Raw genomic sequence first — 13785 nt, 5'->3', positions numbered from 1 at the left:
AGGTCCTTTCGTGGGCCACCGAACGAGGCATGGGTATGGAAGGTCAGTGACCGCGACGGATGTCGGTGGAGGCGTAGATCTGCTCGATCAGCTCGATGACCGCCAGCGCGTCACCGGCGGCGACCGGGGGCGCGCCGCCCTCGGTCAGGGCTACGGCCAGCTCGTCGTAGAAGGACGGGTAGCCGCCCGGCTCGGTCGGCACCGGCGACTGTCCGTCCCGTCCGCCCAGCCGCCCCCAGCGCTCCTCGGGCTCCCGGCCGTACGACGCGTCACCAGGACCGAGGCCAGCGGCCAGCTGCTGCTCCTGGCAGTCGAGTCCCCATTTGACGAAGCCCGCCGCCGATCCGGCGATCGTGAACCGGGGCCGCTCGACAGGGGCCAGTGAGCTCATCGCGAGGTGGGTGCGTACCCCGCTCTCGTGCACCAGGGACACGAACGCCTCATCGTCGCCGCCCGGGCCAGGCCGGTAGCGGGTGAGCTCGGCGTGCACGGAGCCGACCGGCCCGAACAGCTGCAACGCCTGGTCGAGCAGGTGCGGCCCGAGATCGAACAGCATCCCGCCGCCGGCCGCGGGCAGGGCCTGAGCCTTCCACGCCTTGGGCTCGTCCGGCTTCCACCATTCGAAACGGGACTCGAAGGTACGGATCTCGCCGAACGACCCGTCCCCCACAAGCCGGCGTACCGTGCGGAAATCGCCGTCGTAGCGGCGGTTGTGGAACACCGTGAGGAGCAGCCCCCGCCGCTCGGCTTCGGCGATCAGCTCACGTCCCTGCTCGGCCCGTACCGTGAAGGGCTTGTCCACCACCACGGCCAGCCCGCGGGCGAGCGCGGCCAGAGCCAGGTCGTAGTGTGAGTCGGGCGGTGTGGTGACGACGACCAGATCGAGCCGGCCGGCCTCGGCGAACAGCTCGTCGGCGGTCCGCAGCACGGCGGCCCCCGGATGGTCCTTCGCCGCCTGTGCCCGGCGGTCCGGGTCGGCGGTGACCACCGCCGTCACCTCGAACCCGGGATCGGCTGCCAGCAGCGGGCCGTGGAAGACCCGCCCGCCGGTGCCGAAGCCGATGATCCCCGTCCGGATCGGCCGGCCGCCGTCCTGCCTGCTCACAACACCTCCGAAAGAAACCGCTGCAACCGCGGGCTCTGGGGACGGTCGAACAGCTCCTCCGGGCTGCCCCGCTCGACCACCTCGCCCTCATCCATGAAGACCACCTGGTCGGCCGCCCGGCGGGCGAAGCCCATCTCATGGGTGACCACGACCATGGTCATGCCCCGCCCGCCCAGACCGGCCATCAGGCTGAGCACCCCCTTGACCAGCTCGGGGTCCAACGCGCTGGTGGCCTCGTCGAACAGCATGACCTCCGGCTCCATGGCCAGCGCCCGGGCGATCGCCACTCGCTGCTGCTGTCCGCCGGAGAGGTCGCGGGGCCGGTGGTCGGCCCGCTCCGCGAGCCCCACCTCGGCCAGCGCCCGACCGGCCCGCTCCCGCGCCGCGGCGCGGGGCATGCCCTTGACCTTCCACAGCGCCAGGGCCACGTTGTCCAGGGCGGTGTGGTCGGGGAAGAGGTTGAAGTGCTGGAACACCAGCCCGATCCGCTGCCGCAACTGCTCCGGCACCATGCTCGAGGCCTTCTCGCCGGCCAGCAGCACCTCGCCGCTCTTGGGCTCGTGCAGCCGGTTGATGCCGCGCAGCAGGGTCGACTTGCCCGACCCCGACGGTCCGATGACGCAAGTGGTGCTGCCCGGCCGGACCTCGAAGCTGACGTCGCGGACCACGTCGAAGCTGCCGTACGCCATCGACAGGCCGACCAGCTCCAAGCTAGAGCCGTGAAAGGTCGATGTCTCCGAGGAATTAGCGTGGTTCATGCCTTGCTCCCTGTGGCGCTCCCTGTGGCGCTCCCTGTGGCGCTCCCTGTGGTGCTCCCTGTGGCGCTCCTTGTGGCGAGAGGGCTGCCGCTGTCGAGCTCGTCGAGCTCCTTGAGGCCGCTCACCGGCCCGGCGTTGCGCCGGCCGGTGCGGAACCGTTGATCGAAGTAGTTCACCAGGTGGGTCAGCGGTACCGTGATGACCAGGTAGAACACTCCGGCCAGCAGCAGCGGGGACAGGTTGCCCGACAGGATCGCGGCGTCCTGTCCGACCCGGAACAGCTCCCGCTCGCTGGCCAGCAGGCCGAGGAAGTAGACCAGGCTGGAGTCCTTGACGATCGCGATGAACTGGTTGACCAGGGCCGGCAGCACCCGTCGCACGCCCTGCGGCACGACTACCAGACGCATGGCCCTGGCGTAGTTCATCCCCAGCGCCCGGCAGGCTTCGAGCTGGCCCTTGTCCACGCTCTGGATGCCGGCCCGGAAGATCTCGCCGATGTACGCGCTGGCGATCAGGCTCAGCGCGATGATCCCCAGCGGGTAGGGCGAAGGGCCGAAGATCGACTGGCTGAGCCTGGCGAACCCCTGACCGATGAGCAGGATGGTCAGGATCGCCGGCACCCCCCGGAAGAGGTCGGTGTAGACCCGGGCCGGGATCCGCAGCCACGGCGCGGTCGAGATGCCCGCGACCGCGACGAGCATGCCGAGCACCAGGCCGATCACCGTGGCCGCGACCGAGATGATCAGCGTGTTGGCCAGGCCGACCGCCAGCATCTGCGGCAGGACCTCGGCCATCGCCGAGAAGTCGAAGAACGTGCGGATCAGGTCGTCCAGCCAGTCCACGTCAGCTCCTTTCTGCGTGTTCGGGCGGCCCGATCATTTGGCGGCGGCCGGCGCGCCGGTGTGGTCGCCGCCGGGCAGGTACTGCTTGGGCATCGGCGAGCCGGGGAACCACTTCTCGTACAGCCGCTTCCAGGTGCCGTCCTCCATCGCCGCGACCAGCGCCTTGTCCAGCGCCGCCTTCAGAGCGGAGTTGCCCTTCTTGATCGCGAACCCGGCTGGGGCGTCGAAGGAGGGGATGTCGGCGGCGCTGACCAGGCCGAACTGCTTGATGTAGGACTTGGCCGCCTCGTAGTCGAGGAAGTGGGCGTCGACCGAGCCGCGGTTGAGCGCGGAGATGGCCGCGTTGTTGTCCGGGAAGCGGACCAGGTTGGCCCTCGGGAAGTTCTTGACCGCGTACGCCTCCTGCAACGTGCCCTGGACGACGCCCAGCCGCTTGCCGGCGATCCCGTCGGCGGAGGTGATGCCGGAGTCCTTCTTCGTGATCACGGTGAGGTAGCCGGCCAGGTAGCCGGTGCTGAAGTCGACCGTCTTCTTGCGCGCGTCGGTGATGCCGATGGCGGCGACGCCGGCGTCGAACTGGCCGTTGGCCACCGCCGGCAGGATGGCCGAGAAGTCCTGGCCGGTGTACACGACGTCGGTGATGCCCATCCGCTTGGCGACGTCGCGGAAGAGCTCGATGTCGAAGCCGCTGAACTGGCCGTTGGCGTCGGTGAAGGTGTAGGGCTTGGCGTCGCCGAGGCTGGCGACCCGCAACTGCCCGGGCTTGATCAGCCCGTAGGGGTTGTCGGCACTCTTCTCGGCGCTGCCGCCGCCGCACGCGGCGAGGCCCAGCGTGGCGATGAGCGCCAGCAGCGCCACCAGTACGGATGTGCGAGGGGTTGAAGACACGGGGACCGCCCAAGGGTGGGGATTCAGTGAGACCGGTCTCACCCGTGTATGCTGATTGAGACCGGTCTCAGTGGGATTTCCCGAAGACTAGGAGACGCCTCCCGCGCACGTCAAGCGTCGATGTCCCAGACATCCGTCCGCCGTCGCCGGCGCTGAGGCGACCCGAGCAAGGCAGGATTCATGGCGAAGGCAGGCAACCACCGCGAGATCACCGTCGCCGATGTCGCCCGCGAGGCCGGCGTTTCCAAGGCTCAGGCGGCTCGCGCGCTCGGAGCGTACGGCGCCGTGAGCGACGCCGTACGCGAACGCGTGCTGGCAGCCGCGGCCCGGTTGAACTACCGCCCCAACCAGCCGGCCCGGACCCTGAACACCGGCCGCTCGCACAGCGTCGGCGTGGTCGTCGGCGACATCGAGAACCCCTACTTCTCGCTGGCGACGCGGGGCATCTCCGACGCGGTCGAACGTTCCGGCTTCACCGTGGTGCTCGCGAACACCGGCGAACGCGTGATGGCCGAGCGCGCCGCGGTGGACATGCTGATGGACAAGCGGGTCGACGGGCTGATCGTCGCCCCGGCCTCGACGGGTGATTCGGCCCATCTGCAGGCCGTGGTCGACGCCGGCCGCCCGCTCGTGCTGCTCGACCGCACCCTCCCCGGACTCGCCGTCGACGCCGCCCGCGCCGAGATCGAGCCCGCGGCACGCGAGGCGGCCGAGCATCTGCTGGCCCTGGGGCACCGCCGGATCGGCTACATCACGACCGCCGACGGCAGCGACGTCCGCACGGACGGACCCCACCCGCTGCCGTCCCCGGTGGCCGCCCGCGTCGCCGGCCTGGTCGGCGGATTCACCGAACGCGGCCTGACCTGGGATTCCGACCTGCTGCGGTCCTGCCGGCACGACGAGGCGGCGATCCGCAAGGCCGTGGTGGATCTCGTCCGCGATCCGCGCCCGGCGACGGCCCTCATCGCCTCCGACAGCCTGATCGGCCAGGTCGTCGTCGGGGCGTTGCAGGAGGAGGGCCTGCGGATACCCGACGACGTCTCGGTCCTGATGTACGACGACCAGCCGTGGGCGCGGCTGGTCACGCCACCGGTCACGGTGGTGGCGCAGCCGACGTACGACATCGGGTACGCGGCCGGAGCCCGGCTCGCCGCGCTGATCGGGGGCGCCACCAACTCCCCGCCCCTGGTGCCCCTCCCCGCTGTCCTGATCCGGCGCGGCTCGATCGGGCCGGTGGGCGGCGGATCTTCGGCGCGCTCCTGAGCGAACGGCGCTCTTGAACCGGTGTGCCGCGCCGGGGTGACCTCGCCGGTCAGTGCGGGTCGCCGTCGAGCAGGCGTTCGAGGCGGGCGCTCGCCTCTACCGGGTCATAACCCGGGAATGCCGCGCATGAGGTCGTGGGTCTGGTGCTATCAGCGGGACCAGGACATCTGGAGCAGGAGGCGTGTTGAACTCGACACGGACCTTGGTTCGAGGGTCGTACACGAGCACCGCGACGGTGGGCAACGTCTCGGCGTCCTCATCCCGCTCGACAAGATGAACCAGGATGCCATCTACGATGTCCGCGAACGCACCATCGCCCAATGGCGAGTCGGGCATACGGCCAGCCTTGATCTCGCAGGCGTTCCTCCTGGCGTATTCGAACAGCTCGTCCTGAATGGCACCCATGCGCGCGTCCCACTGCTCAAGCAAGGCGCGGAGACGCTGGTTGATCTCCTCACGTTGCCGGAGCAGATCGTTGACCACGTCAGCGTTCATCGGTCGCCTTTCTGCTCAGCTGCGAGCGCGGCCGCGGCGCGGAGCGGCCCCGCCGGTGACCAGGATCGCCCCGAACTCCGGCTTGTCGCTCATGGTCCACACGGTAAGGGACTCGGGACAGCAGTCACTGTGGGCGTACATCGTCGCAGGTCAGGCAAATCCGTTGGCAATTTCCCCAGGACTACAGCGAGGCCTACCTGCTCGACGTGGACGAATCCGCCGTGGACGTGCCGCGCTTCCGCGGCCTCGCCGATCGGGCGATGACGGCGCCGGACCCGGCGCCGCTGCTGAGCGAGGTGTCCGCGGACCTCGAGCGGGCGACACGGATCTGGAGCCGTTCGCCCACGGCGACCCGCACGACCGGCGGTCGCCGCCACGAGAACACCGGCGAGCAACCCCATGCTGCCCGGCTTCATCGCTCACTCCCGCTCGGCCCTATTGATCTTCGTGTGGTTAAGATCTCCGCCGACTCTCCGAACTGTCAACACCGGGGCTCTGTCGCGTGGCGGCGGCGATGCGTTCGGCCAGCTGCCGTGAGCACGCGACCAGCTCGAGCGGCCCCTCGATCGTGTACGGCACGCCCACCGCGGCCAGCATGACGGCCAGCCACTCCCAGGAGTCGGCGGCGGTGACGTAGCGACACGTGTCGTCGTCGATCGCCTCCAGCGAGCCGGCCTGGGCCATCAGCCGTCCGGAGACGTGGGCCAGCGGGGCGGCGAACCGCACCACGCCATGGCAGGGGCTGCCCTGCGGGAAGACGACGGCCTCGCCGGAGGGCGGCTCGTGCGGAATGAACGTGGTGCCGGGAACGGCGAGGCGATCGATCCGGTCGAGGCGGAACGTGCGCCAGTCCTGGCGGTCGGCGTCCCAGCCGAGCAGGTACCAGTGGCCGCCGAACAGCACCTGCCGGTACGGCTGGACCCGGCGTTCCGTACCGCGCCCGGCGCGGCTGGTGTAGTGGAAACGGACGTCCTGGTGCGCGTGCGCGGCGGTGCCCAGCAGCTGCACGGTCCGCAGGTCCAGCGGCCGGGCCACCCGCGACACGGCCTCGGTGGAGGCCGACAGCGCCTCGATCCGATGGCGCAGCCGCGGCGGGAGGGCCTGGCCGAGCTTGCGCAGCGCGCTGTCCGCCGCGGCGGCGGAGCCGTCGGCGCGGGAGAGCGCGGCGAAGCGCAGGCCGACCACGGTCGCCACGGCCTCGTCGTCGGTGAGCACCAGCGGCGGCATGGCCCGGCCTGCCAGGAGCTGGTAGCCGCCGCCCGGACCACGGACGGAGGAGACCGGATAGCCAAGGTCCCGCAGCCGCTCGATGTCGCGCCGCAGCGTACGCGGAGAGGTACGCAGCGCCTCGGCGAGTTCGGCGGCCTGCCAGGCACGGCCGTCCCGCAGGAGCGACAGGAGCTCCAGCATCCGCTTGCTGGGATCGGGCACCGTGTCAGGTTCGCACAGTTGTGGCCATGATCTGGCCACAACCCGGCCTAGCTTCACCGCATGGCACGCGATCACATCCGCATCGCCGGAGCACGGGAGCACAATCTGAAGGACGTCACCGTGGCCGTTCCGAAGGGCCGGCTCACGGTCGTCACCGGTGTCTCCGGATCCGGCAAGTCGTCGCTGGTCTTCGACACCATCGCGGCCGAGGCCCAGCGCCAGCTCAACGAGACCTTCACCGCGTTCGTCCGCAACCGGCTCCCCCGCTACGGCCGGCCGGACGTGGACGAGATCGAGAACCTGTCCGCCGCCATCGTCGTCGACCAGCGGCGCCTCGGCGGCAACGCCCGCTCGACGGTCGGCACGATCACCGACATCTACGCGCTCATGCGGCTGCTCTGGTCGCGGGCGGGCCGCCCGTTCGCCGGTTACTCGAACGCCTTCTCCTTCAACGATCCGCAAGGCATGTGCCCGCGGTGCGAGGGCCTGGGCACGACGCGTACCGTCGACGTCGACCGGCTCGTCGACCGCCGGCTGTCGCTCAACGAGGGCGCCATCCGCTTCCCCACGTTCCAGGTCGGAAGCTGGATGTGGCGGACGTTCGCCGAATCCGGCCTGTTCGACCTCGACAAGCCGCTGTCCGGCTACACGCCGCGGGAGTGGCGGGCCTTCCTGCACGGCGAGGGCGTGCCCGCGAGCCCGCGCGGCCGGAGCGGACCGGCCGCCAACTTCGAGGGGCTGCTGCCGCGCTTCGAGCGGATCTGGCTGCCCAAGGACGTCGAGTCGCTCAGGGGCAGGACTCGGGAGGCCTACGAACGGGTGGTCACCAAGGGACCCTGCCCCACCTGTCACGGCGCCCGTCTCTCCGAGGCCGCGCTGTCCAGCCGGATCGGCGGCCGTAACATCGCCGAGTGCGCGGCCATGGAAGCCGGCGAGCTGGTCGAGGTGATCAGGCCACTCGACGTCCCGGAGGCGCGGCCGGTGGTCGCCGCCGTCGTCACCCAGCTGGAGCGCCTGATCTCGGTCGGGCTCGGCTACCTCACCATGGACCGGCCGACCTCGACGCTGTCCGGCGGCGAGTCACAAAGGGTCAAGATGGTACGCCACCTGGGCAGCAGTCTCATCGACATGACGTACCTCTTCGACGAGCCGAGCGTCGGCCTGCACCCGCACGACGTGGCCCAGCTGACCGCGCTCCTGCGTGAGCTACGCGACAAGGGGAACACGGTCATCGTCGTGGAGCACGACCCCGACGTCATCGCGGCGGCGGACCACGTGATCGACCTGGGACCGGGAGCCGGCCTGGACGGCGGCCAGATCGTCTACCAGGGCGACGTGGCCGGACTGGCCGAGTCCGGCTCGGCCACGGGACGGCACCTCCGGCACCGGCCGCGGCCGAAGGCGGTCACGCGCGGCCCGGCGGGGTTCATCGAGATCCGCGGCGCCACCCGGCACAACCTGGATGGCGTCGACGTCGACATCCCGATCGGGGCGCTGACCGTGGTGACCGGCGTCGCGGGGTCCGGCAAGAGCACCCTCATCCGGGGCTTCCTGCCCGAGGTGTGTCCCGACGCCGTGCTCGTCGACCAGGCCGCGGTCCGCGGGTCCCGCCGCTCCAGCCCCGCGACGTACACCGGGATCCTCGATACCGTCCGCTCGCTCTTCGCCGCCGAGAACGGGGTGAGCGCCTCGCTGTTCAGCCCGAACGCCGAAGGCGCGTGCCCGCGGTGCGGCGGGCTCGGCGTGCTCTACACGGATCTGGCGTTCATGGACCCGATGGTCAGCACCTGCGAGGAGTGCGACGGCCGCCGGTTCACCCCTCGCGTGCTGCGGTATCGCCATCGCGGTCGCACGATCAGCGAGGTGCTCGACCTCACGGCACGGGAGGCGCTCGAGGTCTTTCCCGAACGGCGGATCCGCCGGGTGCTCGAGAGCCTCGTGGACGTGGGGCTCGGCTACCTGCCGCTCGGGCAGCCGCTGAGCACCCTGTCAGGCGGGGAGCGGCAGCGGCTCAAGCTCGCGAGCGAGCTCGAGCGGCCCGGCCGCGTCTACATCTTCGACGAGCCCACCGCGGGGCTGCACATGTCCGACGTCGCCGGCCTCGTCGAACTGCTGAACCGCCTGGTCGACGGCGGCGCCACGGCGGTCGTGGTCGAGCACGACCTCGACGTGATCAGCCAGGCGGACTGGGTCATCGACCTCGGCCCCGGGCCGGGCCGCCACGGCGGGCAGGTGGTCTTCCAGGGCCCGCCCCGCGACCTCGTCCACGCGCCGGGCTCCCTGACGGCCCGCCATCTGCGAGCACTCGGCTGACGCCTGGTGGCGGTCGAGCGACCGAAGCACGGCTGAACGGCGCGCCCCGCAACGCGGCCGGGTATAGAGGATGTAGCGAAAGGTCCGGCAGATGCCGATGTGAAGGACTCGTCCTCCGAGAGGGCGAAGTCGCCCAGGCGCGATTGCCGGATGCGGGCGTGCTCAGATGGTGCGCACGGTGCAACTCTGCTCAGACTCGTCATCATCAAGGGGACCTTCCAGGAGCGCCAATGAGGCGAGACCGATACCCCGGATCTGATCAAATCGGAACGGTCAAGGCCGCTCAACCCCACCGCCGGTTGCATTTCTGTATGGAGCGACGCGTCGGGCACATTGCGTAAGCATCCGACACAAGAGCCACTGACTCTTCATCAGCGGGTCCGGGGTTCGAGTCCCTGGCGGCGCACCACCGGAAAAGGGCGGGGATGCCAGCGCATCCCCGCCCTTTTCGCTGTCAGGATCCGACGCTCTCAGCGGTCTCGGCGTTCTCCGCGTTCTCGGCGTTCTGGGCGCTCAGTTGCGCCTCCTGCTGCACCGCCTGGATCTGCTCCTGGGTGACGTTCAGGTTCCCGAACTCCTTGACCGCCTGGTAGTACGTCCAGGCCAGGCCGTTGCAGGTGGACTTGGAGACGCCCGAGTACTTGGCGCACACCTGCTTCATGTCGTAGTAGAACGAGTCATCGATGCGCGACTTGTTCGCCGGGAACTGGCTCACGTCCTTGTAGTTGCGGTAACCGAAATCGTGCCTTCTGCACGGCATCCGGAAATCGAAGCCGAGCGGCTGGTCCGGGCTGCTCGAACACAGGTCGGTCGACCAGTCGAAGGCGTAGTCGGCCCACGCGGCCTGGTTCTCCCAGGCCGCCCGCCAGGACGCGGCGCTGGCGGCCGTGGGCTGCGAGAAACCGGAAAGAGCGGCGAGCTTCTGCTCCAACGTCACCGCGTGGGCGGGCAACGCGAACCCGAGTACGGTGATCACAGAGAGTGCGAAAGCGGCGAGTAGCGCACGGGATCGTCTGACCATGAGGACCTGCTCCTGTTGCCGGGGGGTCGGATGCACGTCCTCACGATGACGCGAAACCACCCGGAAGGGCAGAAGCAGATCTTGCTCAATTCCGAAAGAAGGGTTCGCCGAGTCTCGATCTTTACATGACACCGCTTTTCTGTCAGTCGTGGAGTCAGTGAGGCCCGATGCCCTCCAGGGTGAAGCGCGCGTTCCACTCCCGCACCCACCTCCGGCCGAAGCCCTCGGCCGAGTTCAGCGGCGTGGCGGCCGCGTCGAACTTCCCCGTGACCGGGTCGAAGGCGAAGCCGGCGGCGGTGTCCTTGCTGACGTTGTAGGAGTCGAAGTCCGGATTGAACGTCTGGTTGCTCAGGCCGCCGGCGTCGTCGGTGTAGGCGAAGCCGCCTGACGCGATGCTCACCGACCGGGTCAGCACGTTGTGGGACGGCACGTACACCGAGTCGGGGTCGCGCCAGACGTACGCCTCCGTGCACTCCGTGGTGCCGACGGCGGTGCAGATCCGGCCGCTCGAGTCCGCCGGGACGTACCAGGACCGGATGTTCGGGTACTGGCGGCCGTAGTGCCGGTACCACTTCTCGACGTTCTCGCGCGTGTTGGTGAAGCCGGTGCCGTCGCCGATCTTCAGCATGTCGTTGAAGCGCTCGACCACGACCTTGGAGTTGGGCACCGGCAGCCGCCCGCCGCTCTCGTGGTAGAGCTTGTCGTGGCCCACGTACGTCACGTCCTTGAAGACGTTGTCGGTCGCGACGTTGCTGTGCCCCGACTGGTAGAACAGGCCGTGCTGGGCCCCGTCGAAGAAGTTGTGGTGGATCACCATCCCCGACATCCCGTCGTCCATGTAGACGGCCTGGTTTCCCTTCGGCCCGACGTTCCTGAAGAGGTTGTAGGAGATCACGTTGTTCAGGTACGTGTAGTCGCGGCCCGCGTAGATCACCCCCTGGTCCGAGGCGTGCGTCACGAGGTTCTCGAACCTGTTGTGACTGACCTCCATGTCATTGCCCATGATCTGGATGGCCATGTGTGGCGCGTCGTGGACGTTGTTGTACCTGAAGGTGTTGCCGACGCCGTACAGGTAGCCCGCCGGGGTGTAGGTGGCGAGCTTGGAGAAGTCGTAGATCTCGTTGTGCTCCACGACGTGGTCGCCGCGCTCCAGCGAGTCGCGGTCGCCGCCGGCCGTGAACACCCCGCCGCCGCCCAGGTCGTGCAGCGTGCTGTTGACCACCCGGTTGCGGTGGCCGCCCCGGCTGGTGCGGTACTCGGCGACGGCCGTGATCGCGTCGTTGGCCTCGCCGATCGCGACCGCGTCCATGCTGACGTTGAGGATCTCCAGGCCGTCTATGGTGCAGGACTCCGCGTCGAGCAGGCGGACGCCGGTGCCGGTCGTGCCGTTGAGCCGCAGCCCCTTGAGCGTCACCCCCTTGACGTTCTCCAGCGTGAAGAAGGGGGCGTCGAAGGAGGTCAGGCTGATCCGCTTGCCCTCGACCGTGCCGCCGGGCGGGTAGTAGTAGAGGACGCCACCGCCGTTCCAGCGGTCGATGTAGTACTCGCCCTCGGCGTCCAGCTCGCTCAGCACGTTCTGCGCCACGAACGACGTCCACTTGTCCGTGGCGGCGTACATCGTGGGGTAGCGGGTCCTGAGCTCGTCGCCGTTGACGGAGTCGAGGCGTACGCGGTCGTTGGCATAGTTGTTGCCGAAATATCCGGAGAGCCAGCCGTCGGTCTCGTACGTCGTGTTGTCGGGGGTCCCGCCGGGCGGGGCCCACGTGGCGGAGCGCTCCTTGAGCGCGGGGTCGACGGCGGTGTAGGCGGGGCCGGGCAGCTTCAGCATGTCCTCGTAGGGCATGGTGGTGCCGTCGGCGGTCTTGTCCGAGAAGTAGTCGCGGGCGCCCTTCGGCGCCTCCTTGACGGTGAGGTCGGCGCGGTCCAGCTTCTCGCCGCCGTTCGGGTACTGCGCCAGCGTCTGCGCGACGTCGTCGGTGATCAGTTCGGGCGCGTACGGCTGCGGCTTCCAGTTGAACCCGTTCTTGTTGAGCCGCCCGGCCGGGATGCCCTCGGCGGCCAGGTCGTAGACGAAGACGTTGCCGGACACCGACTCGCGGACCCGCGACCTGGACGACCACTTGGCCTCGCCCGCCGGAAGGTCGCTCAACCGGCGGAACTTCTCCGGCGAGAGCGTGGTGACCCCGGCGAACTCCACCCGTTCGCCCGGATAGGCGGCATAGGTGATGTAGGAGTTGCGCTCCCCGATGAGCTGGATGGTCCTGGACGTCCGGTAGAGGCCGCCCCTGATGCGGACGACCCCGGGGGAGCGGGCGCTGGTCCGCCCCGCCAGCGCGTCGCGGGCCTGCTCGACGGTCGGGAACGGGTCCTGCCTGGTGCCGTCGGCCCCGTCCCTGCCGTCCGGTGACACGTACATGGTGAGCGGGGCGGCTGTCGCCAGGGCCGGTGTCGCGGCGGTCGCCGGTAAGGCCGCGACCAGGATGACCATCACGCTTCTGATTCGGCTGCGTCGCACCATAATCGATAAAATATTACAGGTGCGACCCGGAGATCAATCGTTTGACCACGACGCGCCCCTCAGCGGCCGTGGAGACGGTGGAAGTCGTCCAGGCTCTGGCGGTAGAAGGCGAGATCGCTCTCCAGCTTCTGCCGGGTGAGCCGATGGGGCTCGGACTCCCGCAACGCCCTGCCCATCTCGCTCCAGAAGGCGTCAGGGGGCAGTTCGGCGGCGCCGGGAGGGAAGAACTTCAGCGCCTCGGCCACCGCGTCGGCGGCGAAGCGCCAGTCGGTCTCGATCCTGCCGAACGCCTCGGGGTCCGAGGGGGCAGCGGCGAAGAACAGCCCACCCTCCAGCGCCCGCCTCGCATAGGTGGCGGCGACGAGCACCCACTGGCCGGGGTCGATCAGCTCGGACAGGCCGGAGCCGAAGATCAGCCCCGCCTGCCTCGCCACGACCTCGGCCTCGTGGGGAACCAGGACCTCCGTGCCGCCGAGCCGCACCACCCAGCCGTCCGCGTCCTCCTCGACCGCCGCCCGGCGCGACGCGCCCTGCTCCCCGCCGCCGGCCGCCAGGTCGAAGTAGACGTACGCCTCCACGAGGGAACGGGCGAGACCGCGCTCAGGCATGCCGGCCCGCCAGGTCCTGGTAGGTGTCCCTGACGATGAGCAGCCGGTCGAGCTGGAACCTGCCGGGGTCGGCCGCCCGCAGCTGCTGCCCGCGCTCGGACCAGAACCCGTCGTCGGGCACCGCGTCGGCCCCGGGCGGCACGAACTTGACGACCTCCTCGACGGCCGCGGTCGCGACCCGCAGCGTGCGCCGGGCCTCGGCCCGGTCGTCCACCGGCACGTTGCCCGCGCTCAGGTCGGCCACCCACAACCATTCACCCGCGTCGAGCAGCTCGGACGGCTCCGCCCCGCCGAACGTCGGATAGCCGGTCGGCACCACGGGACGCTCCGGCAGGCCGAACAGGTATTCCCGGGCCGTCCCGCAGCCCCCGCAGACGCCGGAATAGCGGTTGACCAGCCCTTCCTCGACGCTCACCAGCCCGCTGTGCCAGGTCGTGTCGACCGACCCGCAGGCGCACGGGTGCAGGTCGAGGTAGAGATGCGCCTCATCCCTCGTCCGCGCCACCGCGAATGCCATAACCGTCCTCTCCTCGGAAGTCCCAT

The 13785-nt window shown here is 69.7% G+C and carries 12 protein-coding genes; 2 read left to right on the top strand and 10 right to left on the bottom strand.

Features of this window, described 5'->3' with window-relative positions:
• Nucleotides 1-43: 43 nt before the first annotated feature.
• Genes HD596_RS64615 through HD596_RS03450 form a run of 4 tightly spaced genes read right to left on the bottom strand, consistent with a single transcriptional unit; the run spans nt 44 to nt 3593 of the window.
• Complete coding sequence (locus tag HD596_RS64615; RefSeq protein ID WP_185067844.1) at nt 44-1105, bottom strand: Gfo/Idh/MocA family protein; 1062 nt, start codon at nt 1103-1105, stop codon at nt 44-46.
• On the bottom strand, nt 1102-1863 hold the full coding sequence (locus HD596_RS03460) for an amino acid ABC transporter ATP-binding protein (protein ID WP_185067843.1): 762 nt from the start codon (nt 1861-1863) through the stop codon (nt 1102-1104). The genes HD596_RS64615 and HD596_RS03460 overlap by 4 nt, the downstream gene beginning before the upstream one ends.
• Nucleotides 1860-2705, bottom strand: coding sequence for an amino acid ABC transporter permease (locus HD596_RS03455; protein ID WP_185067842.1), 846 nt, complete (start codon nt 2703-2705; stop codon nt 1860-1862). Before HD596_RS03455 ends, HD596_RS03460 begins: the two co-directional genes overlap by 4 nt.
• 33 nt (nt 2706-2738) lie before the next feature.
• Complete coding sequence (locus HD596_RS03450) at nt 2739-3593, bottom strand: ABC transporter substrate-binding protein (RefSeq protein WP_185067841.1); 855 nt, start codon at nt 3591-3593, stop codon at nt 2739-2741.
• 180 nt (nt 3594-3773) lie between these two features.
• Between HD596_RS03450 and HD596_RS03445 the strand changes: the two genes are divergently transcribed.
• On the top strand, nt 3774-4856 hold the full coding sequence (locus tag HD596_RS03445; RefSeq protein ID WP_185067840.1) for a LacI family DNA-binding transcriptional regulator: 1083 nt from the start codon (nt 3774-3776) through the stop codon (nt 4854-4856).
• Between the two features lie 96 nt (nt 4857-4952).
• On the opposite strand, the gene HD596_RS03440 is transcribed toward HD596_RS03445, so the two are convergent.
• Complete coding sequence (locus HD596_RS03440) at nt 4953-5351, bottom strand: hypothetical protein (protein WP_185067839.1); 399 nt, start codon at nt 5349-5351, stop codon at nt 4953-4955.
• A 453-nt stretch (nt 5352-5804) separates the two neighbouring features.
• Complete coding sequence (locus tag HD596_RS03435) at nt 5805-6782, bottom strand: helix-turn-helix transcriptional regulator (protein ID WP_313042542.1); 978 nt, start codon at nt 6780-6782, stop codon at nt 5805-5807.
• A 60-nt stretch (nt 6783-6842) separates the two neighbouring features.
• Here HD596_RS03435 and HD596_RS03430 point away from each other — a divergent pair, with 60 nt between their 5' ends.
• On the top strand, nt 6843-9095 hold the full coding sequence (locus HD596_RS03430; protein ID WP_185067838.1) for an ATP-binding cassette domain-containing protein: 2253 nt from the start codon (nt 6843-6845) through the stop codon (nt 9093-9095).
• Between the two features lie 454 nt (nt 9096-9549).
• Here HD596_RS03430 and HD596_RS03425 read toward each other — a convergent pair whose 3' ends face one another.
• The 4 genes from HD596_RS03425 to HD596_RS03410 all read right to left on the bottom strand — a co-directional run bounded on the left by HD596_RS03425 (nt 9550) and on the right by HD596_RS03410 (nt 13759).
• Entirely contained in the window at nt 9550-10071 is a 522-nt protein-coding gene (locus HD596_RS03425) for a phospholipase (RefSeq protein WP_313042538.1), read from the bottom strand.
• A gap of 199 nt (nt 10072-10270) precedes the next feature.
• Nucleotides 10271-12604, bottom strand: coding sequence for a right-handed parallel beta-helix repeat-containing protein (locus HD596_RS03420; RefSeq protein ID WP_246555623.1), 2334 nt, complete (start codon nt 12602-12604; stop codon nt 10271-10273).
• An 89-nt stretch (nt 12605-12693) separates the two neighbouring features.
• Nucleotides 12694-13242 carry a hypothetical protein gene (locus HD596_RS03415; protein ID WP_185067835.1) on the bottom strand — a complete coding sequence of 183 codons (549 nt, stop codon included), beginning with the start codon at nt 13240-13242 and terminating at the stop codon, nt 12694-12696.
• Nucleotides 13235-13759: a hypothetical protein gene (locus HD596_RS03410; protein ID WP_185067834.1), complete on the bottom strand. Its 525-nt coding sequence runs from the start codon at nt 13757-13759 to the stop codon at nt 13235-13237. Before HD596_RS03410 ends, HD596_RS03415 begins: the two co-directional genes overlap by 8 nt.
• Nucleotides 13760-13785: the final 26 nt, after the last annotated feature.

Origin of the sequence: Nonomuraea jabiensis (assembly GCF_014204795.1) — a bacterium.
Classification (GTDB): Bacteria; Actinomycetota; Actinomycetes; order Streptosporangiales; family Streptosporangiaceae; genus Nonomuraea; species Nonomuraea jabiensis.
Note: the sequence above shows the minus strand (reverse complement) of the source record. Positions and strands in the feature narration are given on the sequence as shown.